This window comes from Thalassotalea crassostreae (assembly GCF_001831495.1).
Classification (GTDB): Bacteria; Pseudomonadota; Gammaproteobacteria; order Enterobacterales; family Alteromonadaceae; genus Thalassotalea_A; species Thalassotalea_A crassostreae.
Genome location: NZ_CP017689.1, coordinates 3,701,605 through 3,722,150 on the forward strand (window position 1 = coordinate 3,701,605; position 20,546 = coordinate 3,722,150).

16 protein-coding genes are annotated in these 20,546 nt (G+C 39.6%); 6 read left to right on the forward strand and 10 right to left on the reverse strand.

Going from position 1 to position 20,546, the window contains the following annotated elements; genetic code table 11:
* Positions 1-5: 5 nt before the first annotated feature.
* From LT090_RS15975 to LT090_RS16000, 6 genes are all read right to left on the reverse strand, one after another.
* Positions 6-1,652 (reverse strand): tetratricopeptide repeat-containing sulfotransferase family protein, encoded by a 1,647-nt coding sequence (locus LT090_RS15975; RefSeq protein ID WP_068547429.1) that lies wholly within the window; start codon positions 1,650-1,652, stop codon positions 6-8.
* A 110-nt stretch (positions 1,653-1,762) separates the two neighbouring features.
* Positions 1,763-4,267: a TonB-dependent receptor gene (locus LT090_RS15980; protein ID WP_068547462.1), complete on the reverse strand. Its 2,505-nt coding sequence runs from the start codon at positions 4,265-4,267 to the stop codon at positions 1,763-1,765.
* Between the two features lie 121 nt (positions 4,268-4,388).
* Positions 4,389-5,243 carry a carbon-nitrogen hydrolase family protein gene (locus LT090_RS15985; RefSeq protein WP_068547427.1) on the reverse strand — a complete coding sequence of 285 codons (855 nt, stop codon included), beginning with the start codon at positions 5,241-5,243 and terminating at the stop codon, positions 4,389-4,391.
* A gap of 113 nt (positions 5,244-5,356) precedes the next feature.
* Positions 5,357-7,177, reverse strand: a complete 1,821-nt coding sequence (pdxR, locus tag LT090_RS15990) for a MocR-like pyridoxine biosynthesis transcription factor PdxR (RefSeq protein ID WP_068547425.1) — start codon at positions 7,175-7,177, stop codon at positions 5,357-5,359.
* 51 nt (positions 7,178-7,228) lie between these two features.
* Positions 7,229-8,527: a 4-aminobutyrate--2-oxoglutarate transaminase gene (gene gabT / locus LT090_RS15995; RefSeq protein ID WP_068547423.1), complete on the reverse strand. Its 1,299-nt coding sequence runs from the start codon at positions 8,525-8,527 to the stop codon at positions 7,229-7,231.
* Entirely contained in the window at positions 8,524-9,981 is a 1,458-nt protein-coding gene (locus tag LT090_RS16000; protein ID WP_068547421.1) for an NAD-dependent succinate-semialdehyde dehydrogenase, read from the reverse strand. The genes gabT and LT090_RS16000 overlap by 4 nt, the downstream gene beginning before the upstream one ends.
* 104 nt (positions 9,982-10,085) lie before the next feature.
* Between LT090_RS16000 and LT090_RS16005 the strand changes: the two genes are divergently transcribed.
* From LT090_RS16005 to LT090_RS16020, 4 genes are all read left to right on the forward strand, one after another.
* Positions 10,086-11,006: a LysR family transcriptional regulator gene (locus tag LT090_RS16005; RefSeq protein ID WP_226996499.1), complete on the forward strand. Its 921-nt coding sequence runs from the start codon at positions 10,086-10,088 to the stop codon at positions 11,004-11,006.
* Positions 11,007-11,104: 98 nt separating this feature from the next.
* The gene (locus LT090_RS16010) at positions 11,105-12,835 is read left to right on the forward strand and encodes a hypothetical protein (RefSeq protein WP_157726655.1); all 1,731 of its coding nucleotides are present in this window, start codon (positions 11,105-11,107) and stop codon (positions 12,833-12,835) included.
* Positions 12,836-12,924: 89 nt separating this feature from the next.
* On the forward strand, positions 12,925-13,698 hold the full coding sequence (locus LT090_RS16015) for a peptidylprolyl isomerase (protein WP_068547417.1): 774 nt from the start codon (positions 12,925-12,927) through the stop codon (positions 13,696-13,698).
* A gap of 81 nt (positions 13,699-13,779) precedes the next feature.
* Positions 13,780-14,130: a hypothetical protein gene (locus LT090_RS16020; protein WP_226996500.1), complete on the forward strand. Its 351-nt coding sequence runs from the start codon at positions 13,780-13,782 to the stop codon at positions 14,128-14,130.
* A 109-nt stretch (positions 14,131-14,239) separates the two neighbouring features.
* Here the strand turns inward: LT090_RS16020 and LT090_RS16025 are convergent, their stop codons facing one another.
* Positions 14,240-16,300, reverse strand: a complete 2,061-nt coding sequence (locus LT090_RS16025) for an alpha/beta hydrolase family protein (protein WP_068547414.1) — start codon at positions 16,298-16,300, stop codon at positions 14,240-14,242.
* Between the two features lie 211 nt (positions 16,301-16,511).
* Here LT090_RS16025 and LT090_RS16030 point away from each other — a divergent pair, with 211 nt between their 5' ends.
* The gene (locus tag LT090_RS16030) at positions 16,512-16,709 is read left to right on the forward strand and encodes a hypothetical protein (RefSeq protein WP_068547412.1); all 198 of its coding nucleotides are present in this window, start codon (positions 16,512-16,514) and stop codon (positions 16,707-16,709) included.
* On the opposite strand, the gene LT090_RS16035 is transcribed toward LT090_RS16030, so the two are convergent.
* Positions 16,710-17,330, reverse strand: coding sequence for a DsbA family protein (locus LT090_RS16035; RefSeq protein ID WP_068547410.1), 621 nt, complete (start codon positions 17,328-17,330; stop codon positions 16,710-16,712).
* Positions 17,331-17,490: 160 nt separating this feature from the next.
* Here LT090_RS16035 and LT090_RS16040 point away from each other — a divergent pair, with 160 nt between their 5' ends.
* Positions 17,491-18,783, forward strand: a complete 1,293-nt coding sequence (locus LT090_RS16040) for a DUF945 family protein (protein ID WP_068547408.1) — start codon at positions 17,491-17,493, stop codon at positions 18,781-18,783.
* A 184-nt stretch (positions 18,784-18,967) separates the two neighbouring features.
* Here LT090_RS16040 and LT090_RS16045 read toward each other — a convergent pair whose 3' ends face one another.
* On the reverse strand, positions 18,968-19,975 hold the full coding sequence (locus LT090_RS16045) for a fumarylacetoacetate hydrolase family protein (protein WP_068547407.1): 1,008 nt from the start codon (positions 19,973-19,975) through the stop codon (positions 18,968-18,970).
* The gene (locus tag LT090_RS16050; RefSeq protein WP_068547405.1) at positions 19,975-20,532 is read right to left on the reverse strand and encodes a VOC family protein; all 558 of its coding nucleotides are present in this window, start codon (positions 20,530-20,532) and stop codon (positions 19,975-19,977) included. Before LT090_RS16050 ends, LT090_RS16045 begins: the two co-directional genes overlap by 1 nt.
* Between the last annotated feature and the right edge of the window lie 14 nt (positions 20,533-20,546).

Here is a 20,546-nt window from a genome sequence, read left to right on the forward strand (position 1 = left end):
GCCAACTATTTATTTTCGTTTATGTCTATTCCTAAAGCTAGCAATTCACTTCTCAATGGTTTTAATTGCTGCTCATAATGCCGCCACCTTTGCACCGACCCTTTATATATTTCTTCTCTAACTTGCACTGAACTTGCTGTTTTCACTGCACCTTGATTGCGAGCCAATTGCCGATAATGTGAGTGCCAAATAATGTCACAATGCTCAAATAGCCGTGCGCATGTATTTTCTGGGTCTGCAACTAGATCTTCATAATCAACATTGAATATATTAATCACTTCACAAGCCTGCCAATGCTCCATCAACATTTTATAATTGCCGTAATATTGGGCTAACTCTTTTTGCTCATAGGAAAATGGATACACCTGTTCAAATAAGGTTTTGTACATTGCATAACAGCTGTCCATTGGATTCCGTTTAACATGAATGAACTTGGCATTGGGTAATGCTTTTTTAATTAGTCCCAAATACAGGTAATTGAGCGGTAACTTGTCGGTAAAATATCCACTAGATATAGAGTTTTGCATGTTTAACTGTTGCCTTACGGCATTGATGTAATCCTCACCAAGCTTTTGAAAATTAACATTTTTAGACGCTTCAACTAATTGTTGAGGATTCAGTGGTTTGTTACCTTGCTGTGTTCTCACTTGCTTCATCAACAATCGAGAGAAATCATTCATTTCACCACCTGAATAAACACTATCATCTGCACATAATAACTGCTCGACAAGCGTTGAACCGGTCCGAGGAAGGCCGACAATAAATATTGGTGTTAACTCAGGTGTCAAACTGTCTATTTGTTGCTGATTCCAATCCTTGCTAAACGTATTGATAATGGTTTTAATAATTTGTGCATCACTGCTACTTTGATATTGAATTTCACTTCGTCGCAAGTTTGCGCCCGCAGTTAATGCGGAAAACGATTGCTCATAATTGCCAATGCTTTCGTAACATTTTGCTAGGGCAAAGTTTATTTGCACTCTCTGCTTATTTGACGATGCTTTAGCTAATAGCGAAACTAAAGTTTCAATATGATTTTGATCCGCCGTTTGTTTTTCGGTATCAACGAGCAAGACATGAGAATCAATGTCTAACGGATTTAGAGTTATCGCTTTTTTGAGGCATTCTATTGCTTGAGATATATTGCCCATTTGACGATAGACTGCAGCCAAACTGTAATAATGGTCATAGTTATTTGGTTCTAATTCACAAGCCAATAGATAGTGTTTTACCGCCTGCGTATTTTGATTTAATCGTGCATACAGTAATGCCAATTGATTTTGTTCAATGGCGCTAAATGAAGAGTTATTTACGTTATCTCTTGGCGAAGGATGACTCAGGCTATCAAGTAATAGTCGTGCTTGTTCGTATTCAGCTGTGTTTAACAGTGTGTGCGCCAGCGCAAGCTTCCAACCAGTATTTCTCGGCTGAAGCTTACAGGCATTTTTCAAAGACTGTATCGCTGCTGCCATGTTATTAATACGCAACGCAACTTGCGCGGTAAAATACCATCCGCTAGCAAAATTAGGAGTGTTTTTAGTTAAGTTTTGGCTAATTGAAATTGCTTGCTTAACGTCGCCTGTATCTAAGGAGCGCCAGCCTGAATCAATAAGCTTTTTTAATTCAAGTTGTGAAGATGATTGCACTGTCATATTTTTTTCTACCAATATATCAATAATTAAACAGATTCATCAACTTATAGATTACTAAAAAGTAAACACTGAGCCCTGCGGGGCTCAGTATCCACTGCTTAGGGAGTAGCTTAAAATTGGTATGACAAGGTTGCGCCAATTGTACGAGGTCGGGCAATATAATCACGTTGGTTATTACCATAGTAATTTTCAAATACACCGGTATCGGTACTTAAGTATGAGTCAGGATAACTTGCTGTTACGCCCTCTTCATTGCTTATGTTCTTCATGTATAAACTCGTCGCCCAATTATCCATAACAAAAGTGACTGAAGCATTAAATATAGTAAAGCCGTCAAATTCATCGTATATAGAACTAGATTCAACCACTGAGTTAACTGAATCTGATTGATAGTAGCCAGAAATTCTGCTGACCATTTCAACCTCATCAGTAAGGTTGGTCATATGTTTTAAACTCATAGAGAAGGTATGCTCGGCAACGCCTGGTAAACGCGCACCTGATTCAGCGATTACGTTTTCATATTGCGGAGCTATTAGATCATCACTTAATTCTGATTCAACAAATGCATAACCAATATTAAGATTTAGACTGCTCGATAACTGAGCATTCATTTCAAGTTCAACACCGCTACTTTCAGCACTTTCGCCATTTTGAGCCATAAAGAATGCCCACCAAGCTGTCGATGTATTTAACTGTGGTTGATCCCAATCAACCATAAAAATATCTGCTGAGTAAGTAATATTATCGGTGTAGCCTTTTATACCTATTTCGTAATTCTCTACGGTATCTTTTTCATAAAGAGATACTGTTTCAGGTCGATATTCTGCAAACGGGCCACTATCTGGAATTGCATTTGAGCCGCCACGACGGAAACCTTCTGAATACGTTGCATACAACATTGTTTGGTCGCTAATGTCATAAGAAATGTTTAGCTTCATCAAAATATCGTCTTCGCTTTGTGTCGGATATTCAACAAACGGGATGTCTTCAGGCTGCAAAAATGCGAAGAAGGTAGAAGTTTCATTGGTTAACTCATTGTCGAACCAACGAACCCCGGCAGTGACTCTAAACTGCTTGCTAAATTTGTAAGTTAGCTCGCCGTATAGTGCCATATCTTCAAACGTTTCTTTACGAATATAACTAAAATCCATGTCGTTAATTGCATCAACGCCAGCCCACCACGAACCATCGGAAGCACAGCTAGCACCTACGTCTATACACGCAAACCCATATTCTTCTAATCCACGAAGATGACTAAAGTTAGTTGTTGTGCGCTCTTGATCCATGTAATACGCACCTACTATCCAATCGATACTGTCACTTTCATCAGTATTGGATACTAATCTAAACTCTTGAATAATTGCTTCGTCTTCAAAGCCCGCTTCTACGTGTGCTAAAGGGCGCGGATTACCCGTATAAAGAATATCAAACCAGTTAGTAAAACCCGCACCACCGGTTCTATCTGTTACCCATAAACTGGTATTATCGCGCCAGCCGGAACCGTCATGATCATATACCGACGAACTCGAGGTAAGTGTCGCAAAGCCAAGATCCGCTTCTATCTCTAAACTGGTTAAAGAAACGTCACGTTCTGATGGCTCTAATGCAGTCAGTCCATTTTCATATTCGCCGTATTCATTGCCGTAATAATCTGCACCGTTTGTTACCGCTCTACGACCACCAACTTCATCACTTTGAATATGATGGGTAATTAATAAATTAATATCGTCGGTTAATTCTGTGGCAAATGCTACTTTAAAATAGGTCATTTCTACTGAATCAATATCATCTTTAGACTCGTAACAAGCGCCGTTAAAGGTAACTTGTTGAGATGTTAAGCTGCCATCTGAAACGCTTTTACAGTTACCAGCATCATCTTTTACTAATGGAATGCCATTATCATCCAATTGATATAAATTAGGGGCATCGATAATACCGTCTTGATCGACATGAGACATAACAAATCTTAATGCAGATGTTTCACCAACAGGCATATTATACATGGCATCAAAACCGAGGTTTTGGCCATCGGAACCATCTGTTTGGCTCAAGTCCAATTTAAAACTACCTTCAGTTAAATCAGCGTCTGGCTTGTTCATAATGTAACGCACCGTACCACCTAATGAACCAGAACCATATAAAGTACCTTGCGGACCCCTTAAGATTTCTACTCGCTCAATATCTTTTAATAGGAAATTCGCAAAAATTGGTGTACTGTCGACATAGGTAGACACTGTCGGAACGGTAGATTCACCAACATCGTCAGGTGTACCACTTTCAACATTCAAGCCTCGAATAATCATAGAGTTAGTCGTACCACCATTACGTTGACCTCGGTCTACAACAGTAATACCCGCAACATTACGGAGTAACTCGGCATTATCCACAATCGCTAAACCTTCAATTTCTTCGCCTTGAACCGAAGAAATGTTAAACGGTAGTTCCTCTTGTGATACTGAACGATGAGTTGCCGTTACTTGAATTCGCTCTATTTTCTTGTCTTCAGTTGCACTTGCTTGCGCTTCTTCAGCGTAAGCTGCCGATGGCACCGACAATAAAATAGCAGTACTTACCGCTGTCGCTATTGTTGATCTGTTGAATGTAACTTTTTTCATGGTGGCTCCAATAGTTGTTGTTTTTTTAGCCTGTTTTGAGCGTAAACCAGTCATTCACAAATTCTTAGTACCAGTTGGTAAGAAGTCATAGGTCCAGTTCAAGACAGATAGTTTATTCTTTTTATTTTTCTTTTATGCCCGGCACTTCTAATTTACTAAGTGAGCTTAAGCTTTTGTTTTTGCATTCTTTATTTTTGTAAACCGTATATTCGACTTCATTGTCACGAAAACTTTTTAAAACTTGGCCTAGTCCATGTAAGCCACGCTCTCGATTTCTTCTTACCTGCTCAAAGTCAATTTCAATGGGAATTAATTCTGCTGCGCAGCCCGCTTGGTAAATAATCTGGCCATCCGGGCCAATAGCATTCGATTGACCATTACCAATCCCACCTGACGCATTTATCGTCATTACGTAACATTGATTATTTACCGCTGTCGCTTGTGCTAATATCAACTCCATCGGCCTATCAATTGTGCCCGTTAATGTTGGGTAAATGAGCACTTCTGCACCTTCGCATGCAAGTGTTCTCGCAACCTCAGGAAACCAAAGGTCGTAACAAATGGCAACACCAATACGCCCGCCCGGCACATCAAATACGACAAATTCATTTCCAGCATTAATATCTGATTCATAAGGTAAAAATGGATAAATTTTGCGGTGACGAGCAACGACCTGACCTTGATTATTAATTACCGACGCAGTGTTAAATATGCCAGTTGGTGTTTGCTCATAATGGCTACCAGGGATCAACCAGACATTATTGTCTCGAGCCAATTGGCAATAAAAATTTTCTGCATCACCAGGTAATGATTGGGCGTATTTTTTGTCGCTTCCAAAACTGGCAAGTTCACTTAATACAATCATATCGATCCAAGGAAAACGCTTTTTAGTTCTAACTATTTCACTAGCTATTTCGGATAAATTATCACCATTAGACAAATTCATTTGTAGGCCGGCAATAGCAAAATGGCTCATCTATAATGTCCTTAGATTGGGTTTATAAGTATTATTGTTTAAATAATCTACAGGGGCAGGGCAAACTGTGTTAGTACCAGTTTGATTAAAACAATGGTACCAGTTTTGTAAGGTTATTCAGGGGTAGATTGTTGATAGGTTAAGGTGCGTACAAAGCAATAATTTTGATCAAACCACTTCATTTCATTACCATCCATAATAACGTAGAAGCCACGCATTTCACCGTATCCCCACAAGTTCCATTTGCGGTAATACATACCATTTTCTATCCACCAACGGCCCGTATCGACTTCATTATCATTGCCAAATGTTTGGCCAATCATACGGCCATTTTCTTTTAGTTCTATGGTGCAAGGAACGCCATAAACCATCTGACACTCCAATAACGCACCAGGTAATATTTGCTCTAGTTGTTGCTGTTCTAATAATTTACCCGTGGCATTAGACAGCTTTTCTTCGTGTTCATCAGTTAGCTGATGAATAAGTTGCGCTAGTTTTCTAACACCTTCGCGAATTTTTTCATTCGGAATGCTAGTTACTCCCATACGAAAACAATTACTTGGTGAAGAACCCAATGCAAAATAGCGCTTTACCGGTTCGATCAATATACCGTGTTCTACCGCTTTCTTTCGCAAGTATTCACCATCAAGTTGTTTCGGTCCGGTAATCCAATACGCCGTCCCTCCTTGAATTGGTCCGGTATCAATACAATTTGGTAAGTATATGTTCAGTGCCTCTCGCAGTGTCAGCCAACGTTCAAAAAAGGTTTTATGTAAGTGCATCATAAAGGCATCGTAATGGCCCATTGCTAAAAAATGCGCCACGGTTCTTTGATTACTAATAGGAGGGTTTCGCAGTACTAATTTTCGCAGTTTTTTAAGCTCAGTAATCACGCTTGCGTCAGCGACAATAAAACCAATTTGTACTCCTGAAGCAAGTACTTTAGATAAACAAGAAACATAGATGACGCGGTTATCGGTATCTAAACTTCGTAGTGCCGGATGTGGATGCCCCAAAAAATTACTTTCAAATTCAAAATCATCTTCGATTATTAAACAATCTTGCTCTTTAGCTTTGTTTAACAACTGATCGCGGCGCTCAAGCGACATGGTAATACTGGTCGGAGTTTGATGGCTAGGAGTGGTATAAATAATGTCACAGTCATTCAATCGGTCATCAACAATGAGGCCCTTGTCATCAATAGGTTGATGTAATAGTTTTGCTTTTTTTTGTTCTAGCAACGCTCGCATTTCTGGATAGCCTGGCTCCTCAACCGCCACTTCAACAGTTTCATCGACAAATAATTGAGTGATTAAATGCAATGCTTGTTGCGTTCCTACGGTAATTAAGATTTCGTCTCTACTCGCTTGAATACCTCTTCTTGGAAGTATTTTAGTGCGAATTTCGTCGAGCAACATGGGGTCATCTTCACCACTTTTTAACTGTCCCCATAAATAAAGTTCACGAGTACTGTTGGCCTTAATTACAGCCTCTCGCCACTCTTTAACTGGGTATAGTGATGAATTAAATTTGCCATCAATGAAGGGAAACGAGTAATTTTGCCAATCCGCAGGACATGAGGCCGCATTGGTCGCTGCTATTGCTCCTTTAAAGCGGCGTTGATTATCACTTTGTTTAGGGTTGTATTTAATATCACTATCGACAAACTCTACTTTACCGCGGTTAATTTCTTCACTCACGAAAATACCGCTACGTTCACGAGATTCGATATATCCTTCCGCCAACAAGGCTTGATATACCAGCACCACGGTATTTCTAGAAATGTTTAATTGCTGAGCAAGTTTTCGTGATGATGGCAGTTTACTGCCCGCGGCAAAAGAGCCTACAAGAATACCTTCTACAAGCTTTTGTCTTAGCTGAGACTGCAGGCTTTCAGATAACTTTGCATCGAGATAGATTAAACGATTAAGCATAGGTTAATGTTATTTATGTTATTAATAACACTAACCTAGCGTACTTTTAATTCAGCTTGCAAGCTTATTGAACAAACGAACAAAATCATTTAATCCTTCATTCAATATTTCATCTGATATTGTTAGCGCCGGTAAGAATCGGATCACATTGCCATAAAAACCACAGGCTAGCAATATCAATCCATGTTCCGCAGCATTAGCAATAATGGCTTGCGTTAATTGCACATTAGGTTGCTCTTTATCGCCATCATGCACCAATTCAAGCGCAATCATTGAGCCTTGATTACGCACATCAAGAATTAAATTAGGATGTTGACTCTGCAATTGACGAAGTCGCTGGTTAAATGTGTCTCCTATAACGTTTGATCTATTGATTAGGTCTTCATCTTCAATAATCTCAAGCACTGCAAGTGCCGCTGCACAAGCAACAGGTGAACCACCATAAGTACCACCTAACCCTCCTGGCAAAGGTGCATCCATAATATCGCTTTTACCCACTACTGCAGCGATTGGAAATCCACCAGCAATACCTTTTGCCATAGTAATTAAGTCTGGCTCAACTTCTGCATGTTCACAGCTAAACATTTTGCCCGTGCGCCCAAAACCGGTTTGGATTTCATCGGCAATGAGCACAATTCCAAGTTCATCACATTTCGATCTCAGCGCTTTTAAAAACTCTTTAGGTGCATGATAAAATCCACCTTCACCTTGCACTGGTTCAACAATAATGGCTGCTACGTCGCTCGGTGCGATATCTACCTTAAACAGGTTATCTAGCGCTTTCAGAGACTGTTCAACGGTTACATCATGACATTCAATCGGAAATGGCGCGTGAAAAATATCACCCGCGAATGGGCCAAACAAATGTTTATAAGGCGTTATTTTACCAGTTAATGCCATGGTCAAATTAGTACGCCCATGAAAGCCGCCATTAAAAGCAATTACACCTCTTCGACCGGTATAGGCTCTCGCAATTTTAATGCAATTTTCTACCGCTTCAGCACCAGTAGTCACAAATACCGCTTTCTTGTCACTCTCTCCGGGCGCTAACGTAGTAAGTTTCTCGGCTAATTCTACGGCAACTTCGTAAGGATTAACCATGACACAGGTATGGCTAAAATTATCGACTTGCGCTTTTACTGCAGCGACTACTTTTGGATGACTATGTCCAGTATTGCAGACCGCTATACCAGTTCCAAAATCAATATAGCGTTTTCCTTCAACATCCCAAACTTCTGAGTTTTTAGCTTTTTCAACGTATACTGGATATGCGTTACCTTGCCCGCGAGCAATCGCTTTTACTTTACGTTGTTGTAAATCTGCATTGGTTTTTACATTCACTGGGTTCATTTGTCTAACCCTCCCATACATAAATATTTGATTTCTAAATAGTCATCAAGGCCATACTTAGAACCTTCTCGACCGTTACCCGATTGTTTCATACCACCAAAAGGTGCTGCTGCATTTGAAATGATGCCTTCATTAATACCTACCATGCCATATTCCAAACCTTCAGCGACTCGCCAAATTCGGCCAATATCTCGGGCATAAAAATAGGCAGCTAGGCCATACTCTGTATCATTCGCCAAGCCAATCACTTCATCTTCATTATCAAAGGCAATAATCGGTGATACAGGACCAAATATTTCGTTTGCGGCAATAGCCATATCATTGCTGACATTGGTCATAATTGTCGGTTGGTAAAAGCAATCACCGGCGCTATGACTATCTCCACCTAATGCGACTACCGCCCCTTGACTAATCGACTCTTGCACGAGATTTTGTACATCTCTTACCGCTTGCGTTGAAATCATTGGACCAATAACCACATTTTCATCAAAACCATCGCCAACTTGCAGCTGCTTCACCGCCGAAACAAATTTTTCAGTAAATTCGTCTTTAATATCTTGCTGCACGAAAATCCGATTAGTGCACACACACGTTTGCCCAGCATTTCGATATTTCGAGGCAATCGCACCTGCGACCGCCGCATCGACATCAGCATCATCAAACACAATAAATGGTGCATTCCCGCCAAGCTCCATCGACACTTTTTTGACCGTTGTCGCACACTGGGCTATCAATGATTTACCCACGCCAGTCGAGCCAGTAAAAGTAAATTTATCAACATCAGGGTGACTAGTTAAAATCTGCCCCATTGCTCGCGCGTTATCGCCAACAACAACATTAAAAACGCCGGCAGGAACACCTGCTCGCTGTGCTAATTCAGCGAGTGCTAATGCCGATAAAGGCGTTTGAGTTGCCGGTCTAACAATAAAAGTACAACCGGCAGCAAGAGCCGCTGCCGCTTTCCTTGCGATCATTGCATTAGGGAAATTCCACGGTGTAATTGCTGCAACAACACCCACAGGCTGCTTTATTACGACAATTCGTTTATCCCCAGATGGGGCAGGAATTGTATCGCCATATACTCGTTTCGCCTCTTCAGCAAACCACTCAATAAAAGCCGCACCATAACCAATTTCACCACTTGCTTCTGCTAACGGTTTACCTTGTTCAGCTGTGAGTATTTTGGCCAAATCTTGCTGATGTTCCATTATCAAATTGAACCACCGACGCATGATGCTTGCTCGTTCATTAGCGGTCGTTTTTTTCCAGCTAGTAAATGCTTTTCTCGCGGCAACAACTGCCTGCTCGGTTTCAATACCATTACTGTTAGCTATTGTATGTAAAAGCTCTCCATTGGCCGGATTTCTCACTGCTAAATGTTGATTATTTGTTTGCCATTGGCCATCTATATAAGACCCCGGTCTTAGTAAGCTACTGTCGTTTAATACAAGCATAAACTTCTCCAATTGAATATTTTGTTATTGAAATACAAATTTTAATCGGGTTAAATATAAAACATTCAACCATAAGTTTGATTTTTTCAAACAAAGAGGCGATTGTGAATAAACCAAGAACTGTAAGCGAATACGACTTAAAACTATTGCGGATATTTAAAGAAGTTGTAGAACATGGCGGGTTCGCAGCTGCAGAAGAAACTCTAGGAATAACTCGTTCGACCATCAGTATACATATGGCTAGTTTAGAAACACGGTTACGGCAAACTTTATGTATTCGAGGGCGAAAAGGTTTTTCCTTAACTCGCGAAGGGCAAGCTATTTACCGGGCAAGCCTTAAATTATTTGATTCATTTAACGATTTCTCGCATTTGGTTCACGCTCTAGATCAAGATATAACCGGCGATATTGTTATTCTTTGCTCAGATCAACTCGATAGACATACACAGCAAATGCTTTCTGATTTAATTGAGTTGGTTTATCAACAGGCTCCCGATATTAATTTAATTGTTGATGGTGATTCAGTGGCAAACATTGAACAAAAATTATTAGAGGACAAAGCACACCTGGCGATATTTCCAGGTTATCAAAAAGTGGAAGAATTGAGTTACCAGCGCTTTCATCAAGAAGCAATTTACCTATGCTGCAGTCATCAACATCCTCTATTTAGTGTTGATGCTAGGTTATTAAGCCAAGAGGATATTATTAAATGGCCAGCAATTCATCCAGGTATAGAAATTAGCCATCAGGGTAGTTCGTTATTAAAACAGTTGAAAATCTCAGCGCATTCATACCAATTTGATACACGATTGGCGATGATAAAATCAGGAAAATACATCGGCTTCTTGCCAAAAAGCTATATTAAAAGAGAACTCGAAGATGAAACTTTGAAGCTATTAAAAGATGATATCTTCAAATATCAATTTGAACTATCAGCGGTGGTAAAGTCCCAACCTCTAGAGCGCAAGAAAGTCGCTATGGTGCAACACTCTTTTCAACAAGTCATTGACCAGTTAACTTCCTAATTGGCACCTGTTGAAGACTGAAACTGGTACTACTTAAATTCGGTTTGTTCGAGCATTATAATGTTTTAATAGAATAATAATGGGGAGTTTTTTCATTTATGAAGACAGGTTTTCAACGGACTTGGATAATTTTGATAACTTTGATAATTTTCTCCATTACTCTGATTTCCATCATCTACGCCTATACTTCGACCACACAGTTTCGCTCAGAGGCCACTTTTAAGTACCTAACCTCAAGCGCAGATCAAACCTTTTCTGCGAGCAGCTTTGCAGCAACGAATAAATCCCCTACCATTAACCAGTTTGAAGGCAGGTTGATAATCTCAGGAGCACCGACATTGGTAGGCAACTATGGTGATATGGATGATCTACTTACTGGTTTTGAACAATGGCCGACGTTTAATGTTGACTTTGTTCAAAGCGATAATAGATTAATTCCTGTAGATAGACACCATGGCTTTATCGGTAATGGACCTTGGTCTATCACAGCAGGCGTTGGTGCAGTTTGGGATGAGGCAAGTGACAAGGGATACACCAGAGCAGCATTCCCTTATACCATTAAAGAAAACAACGCCAATTGTGAGCACAATGGCCTGGCAACGTTTTTGTTCAAGAATGATGGAACAATATCAAATGTGCATGTACAAAACATTGCCGAGACTTGTGTGTTTTATGGTTTTGAGTTTTACGGTACATTAGCAAGCCAGTATATACCGGCAAGTATTACTAACAAATCACAAATCATCGACCGTAGAAATAGAGAACAAGCATTCTGGCTACCTACAAAGCCATTAACAGAGCTAGCCATTGATTACCCTGGCGTTAACCTTGCTAACTATGGTTATGCAATTAAAAAAGAAACCATTAACGGTTATAGCATCGCTGTCAACGGCATCAGCTATATCAGTGGTTGCAATACTCGATACGGGCCCCATCCTTATTGTACAGATAAAACTATTGGCACTTATTCTTTTGCCAAATCTATGCATGCATTCATCGCTGTGGCTGCTCTAGAAAAACAGTATCCTGGTTTTAAAAACACCTTAATTAAAGACTTAGTGGCAGAATGTAATGTCGATAGCCGGTGGCAGAATGTCACAGTAGAAAATGCTTTAGACATGGCCACAGGCAATTACACATCGTTAGAAAATCAAAGCGATGAAAGCAGCGATGCGATTGTATTTGGTTACTTTATTCCAACAACTAGAGCAAAACGTGCAACATTTGCATGCACCGCCTGGCCAAAGCAAACAGAGCCTAACCGCTACCATGTATATCACACTACAGATACTGAATTAGTAGGCTATGCCGTTAATCAATTTCTAAAAACCAAACAGTCTAAGAATTCGCAAGGGTTCAACGATATTGTCATACCGATTTACGAAAAAATAGGATTAAGTGAATACATAAAAGGCTCACAACGTACCTCAGATAGTCAAGAAGCATGGGCTGGTTATGGGTTATCGATGACCGTAAACGACGTCGTTTTATTTAGTCAGTACTTGCGAGATTTTGCTTTAGATGATGATTTACTTGATCCTACAATGGTCCGAGAGGTATTAACTAAGCAGACGCGGGGACTAAAAGTTTTGAACTCTGATCATCACTATGATAATGGTTTTTGGCGTTTCCATGCTGATAAAAAAACAAAACTTGCTGCTTGTGGTAGCCCTACACATTTACCTGTAATGTCAGGCTTTGGTGGCCATACAAATATCATATTACCTGACGTTATTATTACCCAGTTAACAGATGGTGGTCGCTATGAGGTTAGCCGAACGATTGATGATGTATATGATAATATCAGTCAAAAATGTCCTGCCTTTTAATCTAATTAGATGGAATTATATTTAGTTAATGCTATTCCTTTTTTCTTAAGTATAATCAGCATAATTATTTCATATAGGTAGTCGTAATAATGAATTATCATCACATCAAATTAACTGCAATATTCACCCTACTATTTAGTATTGCCATGCCGAGCAATGCAACAGTAGTACTTTTTAAAACGTCAATGGGTGACTTTGAAGTAAACCTTCTCGATGAGCACACCCCTAAAACCGTAGAGAATTTCCTAGAGTATGTGCATGCACAAGACTTTGATAACTCCATCATTCATCGCAGTGTGCCGGGTTTTATAATCCAAGGTGGCGGTTATTTTTATAATACTGAAGAACAAATGGTTGATAGTGTCAATAGCAATCCAGCGGTAATCAATGAACCAGTATTCTCCAATGTTACTGGCACTATTGCTATGGCCAAAGTTAGTGGTGATGAAAATAGTGCGACTAACCAATGGTTCTTCAATGTGGATAACAATAGTAGCTATTTGGACAATGAAAATGGTGGGTTTACTGTATTTGGTGTTGTTCAAGGCGATGGCTTAGAGATTTTAAAAACTATTGAAGAACTAGATCATTATTCAATCCAAAACTTACCTGGTTTTACTGATACTCCGCTAAGATCTGTACCTGACAATTCACCATTAACCGATGAACACTTTGTGATGATCGAATCTATTATTGTCGTTAACGAAAATGTTGATACCCAGCCAGAGTTACCACCATTATCAACTAAAAGCACCCCATCAGAGCCTGAAGAAGAAAATGATAGCGACTCAAGTGGCGGGTCTTCAACTAATCTATTATTACTAGCAGGGTTAGCATTCGCGCGATTTTTTCGCAGAAGTTAATAAAATTTCACTTTGGCAAAATTAAGAGTATATATTTTTAAGGCTCCAATTCGCATAATTCGAATTAAGCGACGCAAAACTATGTATCGCTTTAAGCGAAAAATGTTGGTACTTAAGTATGCCCTTGGTCAAGAAAAAGACGAGACCAAAGAAATGCTGGCGATTTACGGCAGATATACCAGACGCAAAGCCTCTAGCGAAGAAATGAAAATCGCCAATGATCAGTTTCTAGATTTGCTTAAAGGATTAGGCATGGGCGTATTTGCAGTATTGCCATTTGCGCCCATTACCATTCCGGTAATGATCAAGCTAAGTCGTTTAGTTGGTGTCGAGATATTACCGAGTTCTTTTCACGAAGATAATGCAGAAAAACTGAAAAAGCAGTCGAAGAAAAAAGCACAATTGCCCGCACCAAACAAATCAAAAGACTAATCAACAAGAGCAAGTTCAGAAAAAAGAAGCCATCAGATATTAAGTCTGATGGCTTCTTTTTAATCATCAACACTCTCGCTTGTACTATCACTAGTACAGAGTTGAATCTTTATCGTCCAGGTACCGCTTTAGGTTGCTGCTGATATTTTTCAAACCAAGCAATAATATTACCGACCTTTTGAATTAAATTACTTGGCTTGTTAGCAATACCATGGCCAGATTTTTTTATCTTCACTAGCGCTGTATCTACATCCATCAATTTCAATGCTTGATAATACTGCTCAGTTTCACTCATTGGCGTGCGATAGTCATTTTCACCAGTAAGCAACATGGTTGGCGTTTTCACATTACCGACCAATGATAATGGTGAATGCTTCCATAAGTGTTCAGGGAACTCCCATGGCATACCAGGTACCCAATATTGGGCGAAGTAGATATAGGCATCAGAAGTTAGCGCTAAACTCATCCAGTTAATCACTGGTTTAGCGACTACGGCAGCTTTAAATCGATCGGTTTTACCGATTATCCACGCGGTTAATGTGCCGCCACCAGAACCACCGGTGACAAACAATTGATTTTCGTCGATATAACCTTCTTCAATAATACCATCAACAACGTCCATCAAATCATTATAATCCTCAGAAGGGTATTTTTTATCAATCAGGTTGGCGAACTCAGCGCCATAAGATGTACTACCTCTAGGGTTAGCCCAGATAACTACGTAACCTTTGGCAGCCATCAATTGCACTTCGGCAGAAAAATTTGGACCGTAAGCCGCGTGTGGACCACCGTGAATTTCCAAAATTAGTGGATACTTTTTCTCAGGGTCAAAACCAGCCGGTAATGCCACCCAAGCTTCAATTGCTCGTTTATCAACGGAAGAAATAACGGTTAAATCTCTTACTTTTGCCATACTCTTGTGAGCCATTAAATCTTCGTTTAAACGAGTTAGCATAGTTGACTCAGCTTTGGTATTAATCACCGCTAAGTCTGCCGGACGATTTGGATTAGCAACGGTATACACAATTCTACCGTCACCAACTTGAGTATACTCACCAGAGGTATAAGGTCTGCCTAGTGACTGTCCACCTAACAACACTTTCATTTTTGTGAGTTCACCATTTAGACCGACAAAACCTAATTGCTTTTGACCATGATCATCAAAAGTAAAGTACAGGCCTTGGCTATCATCACGCCATTGAATATCTTCTATATTACGGTCGAGCTTTTTAACATAGGATTTTACCGTTTTGTCACTGAGTTTCATCACTTTTAAAAACGCATTTTGTGACGCTTTCTTATTATCTTCAATGGTTACAAACGCAAGGTACTTGCCATCCGGACTGATTATTGGTGAAAACTCAGGATCTTCACTTTCAATAACCACAGAAATTTCTTTGCTGATGACATCAATGGCGTAGAGGTCAGCCTGAAAAGGAGTCAATTGCCAGTTATCATTGCGGTTAGCACTTATATAAATAGATTTTTGATCGCGGCTCCAACTGATAGAACCGCCGTGGTGAAAGTTGCCACTAGAAATTTTTCGAGGAGTACCGCCAAGGGCTGGCACCAGATAAATATGGGAAAAACCACTCGGATTGTAACCACCACTATCACTGCGATAATAAGCATCATCAATATAGGTTGCGGTACCTGCCCAATTTGCACCTTTTGGTTGCGCTGGCATTTCAGTGAAAAGTGACTTAGACGGCGCAGGAGTAAACATACTAAAAGCGATGGTTTTTCCATCCGGAGACCAAGCAATACTGCTCGGCGAATATTGCAAATTAGTCACTCGTGCGGTCTGTCCGGTATCGAGCCATCTTACGTACAACTGACTTGAACCATCAAACGCACTAACATAAGCTAAGCGAGTACCATCAGGTGAAATTCGAGGGCTATGATAACTACTTTTGCCAGAAAGTAGTGGGCGATGATTCTTACCGTTTAAATCGACTTGCCAGATACTCGAGCGCATTGAGTCACTCATAATATCCATACTACGACGAACGTAAATGACTGATTTCTTGTCTTTCGATACTTGTGCAGAAGCTGCATATTCTAATTGAAAAACATCTGCATAATCGAACTGCTCGGCGCTAACACTCGCGGACGTACTAACTGCAAGTAAAAACGACAAAGCAACAAACAAGCTGTTACCTTTCACCATAAAATTCCCCTAAACCCTTATAATTCTTTGTTTTATTTATATTTAATAATGAATACTTAACTTAGTTCATAAACCCATATTTGTACATCTATCAGAGTAAGTTTTACTATTTAAATAAGGCTCCTTTGGACAGTGACATTTGCGCTCAGTTAAAATATGCTAGTGAAAGCGAGCTAGTTAAACTCTTAACAATTACTTTATAATAATAATTATGAAACTAATCATGCGTAGCGAATTTGATAATTTGCGACTCAATAAAAACCACCAATATGATGTGGATAGCAATGGTGACAAGCAGGTTGTAAAAATCTACTGCGGCGATACACTGATCGCAAAAAAAGTGACCCACAAAAAATCCATACGATATTTTGGAATTAAAGAATTTAAAGATTATCTAACTGAAGAATAATTATTGGCTTGGTAACCTTTTTATAACGTCGTCATAACTAACTTTCCAATTAAGATAATCAATCACTATAGGGTATTTATTGCCATTAATCGCAAGTACTAGCGATGGAAAACCATTGATCGGCATTGCTCGCGCCAATCGTATTTCATCACGTAATTGATTATTCAAAGACTCACTAGCCATTTTTTTAACAAAATCAGCTTCATTTAATCCTAACCCTTTGGCAATTTTAGTCAGAGTTGACAAGTCCGACGGATTCTTAGCTTTCAAATAATAAGCTTGTTGTATCGCCAGATACATTTCCTGTTCTAAATTATGGTTACGTGCAATCAGAGTCGCCCGACAAGCAGGATAGGTTGAACGACGCGGCTGACAATCACGCCAAAAATCGAAATTAAATTCAGTACCAAGTTGAGCTGATATTCGCCGCCAAGTATGCTGTAAAAAGGCTTTCATATCGTCCGCCATTGGCTCATCACTATCCGGTGCTAGACCACCAACAAGATATTGGATATCGACTAATGGGCTGAGCTTTTGCTGCAATTTATGCCAAGTTGGATTATATCCCCAACACCAACTGCACATGGGATCATAAACATAGTAAAGAATTGGCTTATTCATTATTTTCTTTTATTGCTTTAGTTTTTGGTTTTTAGTTCAAGAATGTAATCACTAACATAGTGGCAAATTGAGTTAAAAAAAGCACATTTTTTGATTATTTGCTGATATGATATTGTCTTTAAAAAAGATACCTACTAATAAAAATAAGGACATTGCTTTAATGAAAAAGCTCATTTCCCTCGTGGTGATCGTCGCCATCGTTTTAATTTCGCCATACTTTATTGGCCAAAAAGCTGAAGAAAAAGTTCGCAACATGTATGCGCAGCTTGATCAACATCCACAACTTAAAATTTCATTGAAGGAATACAACCGCGGGTGGTTTACAGCCAGTGCTCAAGCTGAATTAGCGATTGAATTACCGCAAGATGATAACCTACCGTTTGAAATGATGACAATTACCATAGATCATCAATTACAACATGGACCGGTACTTGTTAATAATGGAATCGGCTTAGGTTTAGCTGATATTACTTATGACATGAGCTTACCAAGTGAAATCGCCGCTGCGATGCCAACAGAACTTGATGAATTGACTTATGCAATGGAAAACTTTGGACGAATTGCATTTGACGGTAGTTTATCGTCACTAAGCAAAATTCACGGTGTCACTATGCCATTTGACACTGTTGATATTGAAATATTACCAGGCGAATTTACCAGTAACATTAGTATGGATGGTCAAATTACCGCTAACGGTCAATGGCAGGGTATGAAAATTAAAGAAGACGATACGACTGTAGTAACTATTGGAGAACTCACTTTAGATAGTACACAACAAATTATTCGTGGCGATATCTTTAGTCCGATGGCGATATCTACAGGTGATTTTACCATTGAACTTGCCAACATTCTGGTTCATTCACCAAATACTGATGATGAATTCGGCCTGGATAAAATGACTTTTACCGGTAACATTACAGAAGATGACAACAAGCTTAATGCTGTCGCTAGCTTAGTAGCTGATAAATTAACGGTTATCGACCAAGAATATAATGAAATTACTTATAATTTCTCAATGAAAAACCTTGATATCGATAGCTATCAACAACTTATGGAGCTTTTTGCGAAACTGCAAACGATGAATGAGCAAGAACAAGCAATCGCAATGATGCAACTTCAACAGTTGTTGCCACAATTAGTTTCGAATGGCTTTAGTTTCAGCATCGATAAACTTGGTTTTAAAGCTGATGAAGGCGAGATAGACTCGAATATGATCATCACTTTTGATGCTGATTTGTTTGATCCAAATAACCCAATGACTATGATGATGGCAATAGATGCTAAAGCGAATGGCTCTGCACCTCTGGCATTTTTCGAAAGCATTGGCAAAACCGCCGATATCGATGCCATGATTCAGCAAAATGTATTGGTTAAAGAAGACGACAAAATTACCTTTAGTTTTTCATTTAGCAACGGTCAAGCTTTATTAAATGGCGCGCCAATGCCAATGTAAATATATTAAACTGCATAGAAATATGCATTTAAATAAGAAAAAGCCGTATCAACAGTGTTGATACGGCTTTTTTAATTGTGGCTTTTATTATTTTTGTATTGTTATTATTACTGTTTTAGCTTCTTCCCCTGGACCCGTGCAAAGTGATTACTCTGCATTTGTCTATAGAGTTTAACCTCTTCTCTTAACCTTTAACGACTGTTTGGTTAATTTGGCCGAAGATTGACTGGCCATCTTTGTCAAACATTTCCATTTCAATGTTATCGCCAAAGCTCATAAATGGCGTGGTTGGCTTACCGTTTTCAATAGTCTCAATCATACGAATTTCTGCAATACAGCTATAACCAACACCACCTTCAGAAACAGGCTTACCAGGGCCATCATTTAACTTGTTAGATACCGTACCACTACCAATTACCGTACCAGCACATAAAGGACGAGTACGCGCTGCGTGAGCTACTAATTGACCAAAGTTAAAGGTCATATCAATACCAGCTTCCGGCTTACCGAACAACTCGTTATTGTATTTTGAATTAAGTGGTAAATGTAACTTGCCATCAACCCAAGCATCGCCTAGTTGATCTGGTGTTACACATACTGGGCTAAATGCACTTGAAGGCTTAGATTGAAAAAAGCCAAAACCTTTCGCTAACTCACCTGGAATCAAACCACGTAATGATACGTCATTTACGATCATCACAAGATTAATATAGTTAAGTGCGTCTTCCGCCGAAACGCCCATAGGAACATCGCCAGTGATCACTGCAACTTCCGCTTCAAAGTCAATACCAAACCCTTCGTCTTGTGGCATTACAATGTTGTCACGAGGTGCAAGAAAGCTATCACTGCCACCTTGATACATTAATGGATCAGTCCAAAACGTTGCTGGCATTTCAGCGTTACGTGCACGACGAACTAATTCAACGTGGTTTACATAAGCACTGCCGTCAGCCCATTGGTAAGCACGTGGAAGTGGCGAGTCAGCTTGAGTTTGATCAAAGTCTGCTGTTTCTACTTCGCCATTCTCTAATTGTACGCTTAACGCTTGCAGTTTAGGCTCAACATTAGCCCAATCATCTAATGCATCTTGCATCGTTGTAGCAATGTGACCAGCACATGCCATTTTAGTAAGACTGTTGTTTACAACTACTAAGGCGCCATCGCGACCTGATTTAATACTTGCTAATTTCATTATTTATCACCTGAAAATTTTTTCTTTAATTCGGCTTCACTATGTAACCATGCTGCATGTTGAGGAGCTTTTTTAGTTTCCGCCCACTCATCTAGCATTTCAACAGATACGCGTTTTAATTCTTCCATCATACCTGGTTTAGCAACTTGCGCAGCTAATTCAATACGATGTCCATTTGGATCAAAGAAATAAATCGATTTAAAAATGGTGTGATTTACCGGACCTAAGACATCTAAGCCCGCTGCTTCTAATTTCGTTTTCGATTCAAGTAGCTCATCCATCGACTCTACTTCAAAAGCAATATGCTGTACCCACTCTGGCGTATTGTTGTCACGGTCCATTTTAGGCGAGTTCGGCAATTCAAAAAACGCCAAAACATTGCCCATACCTGCATCTAGAAATACATGCATATATGGATCTGGTGCTTTCGTTGAAGGCACTTCATTTTCAGCGATTGCTAACTGAAAGTCCATACCAAGTAAGTCACGGTAAAACGCTACCGTTTCTTTTGCGTCATTGCAGCGATACGCTACATGATGAATTCGTTTAATCGCCATAATATTCTCCGAAA

Excerpts from the sequence above, each read along its gene's own strand:
- LT090_RS15975 (WP_068547429.1), bottom strand. The coding sequence starts at position 1,652 with ATGACAGTGCAATCATCTTCACAACTTGAATTAAAAAAGCTTATTGAT.
- LT090_RS15980 (WP_068547462.1), bottom strand. The coding sequence starts at position 4,267 with ATGAAAAAAGTTACATTCAACAGATCAACAATAGCGACAGCGGTAAGT.
- LT090_RS15985 (WP_068547427.1), bottom strand. The coding sequence starts at position 5,243 with ATGAGCCATTTTGCTATTGCCGGCCTACAAATGAATTTGTCTAATGGT.
- pdxR (WP_068547425.1), bottom strand. The coding sequence starts at position 7,177 with ATGCTTAATCGTTTAATCTATCTCGATGCAAAGTTATCTGAAAGCCTG.
- gabT (WP_068547423.1), bottom strand. The coding sequence starts at position 8,527 with ATGAACCCAGTGAATGTAAAAACCAATGCAGATTTACAACAACGTAAA.
- LT090_RS16000 (WP_068547421.1), bottom strand. The coding sequence starts at position 9,981 with ATGCTTGTATTAAACGACAGTAGCTTACTAAGACCGGGGTCTTATATA.
- LT090_RS16010 (WP_157726655.1), top strand. The coding sequence starts at position 11,105 with ATGAAGACAGGTTTTCAACGGACTTGGATAATTTTGATAACTTTGATA.
- LT090_RS16015 (WP_068547417.1), top strand. The coding sequence starts at position 12,925 with ATGAATTATCATCACATCAAATTAACTGCAATATTCACCCTACTATTT.
- LT090_RS16020 (WP_226996500.1), top strand. The coding sequence starts at position 13,780 with ATGTATCGCTTTAAGCGAAAAATGTTGGTACTTAAGTATGCCCTTGGT.
- LT090_RS16025 (WP_068547414.1), bottom strand. The coding sequence starts at position 16,300 with ATGGTGAAAGGTAACAGCTTGTTTGTTGCTTTGTCGTTTTTACTTGCA.
- LT090_RS16030 (WP_068547412.1), top strand. The coding sequence starts at position 16,512 with ATGAAACTAATCATGCGTAGCGAATTTGATAATTTGCGACTCAATAAA.
- LT090_RS16035 (WP_068547410.1), bottom strand. The coding sequence starts at position 17,330 with ATGAATAAGCCAATTCTTTACTATGTTTATGATCCCATGTGCAGTTGG.
- LT090_RS16040 (WP_068547408.1), top strand. The coding sequence starts at position 17,491 with ATGAAAAAGCTCATTTCCCTCGTGGTGATCGTCGCCATCGTTTTAATT.
- LT090_RS16045 (WP_068547407.1), bottom strand. The coding sequence starts at position 19,975 with ATGAAATTAGCAAGTATTAAATCAGGTCGCGATGGCGCCTTAGTAGTT.
- LT090_RS16050 (WP_068547405.1), bottom strand. The coding sequence starts at position 20,532 with ATGGCGATTAAACGAATTCATCATGTAGCGTATCGCTGCAATGACGCA.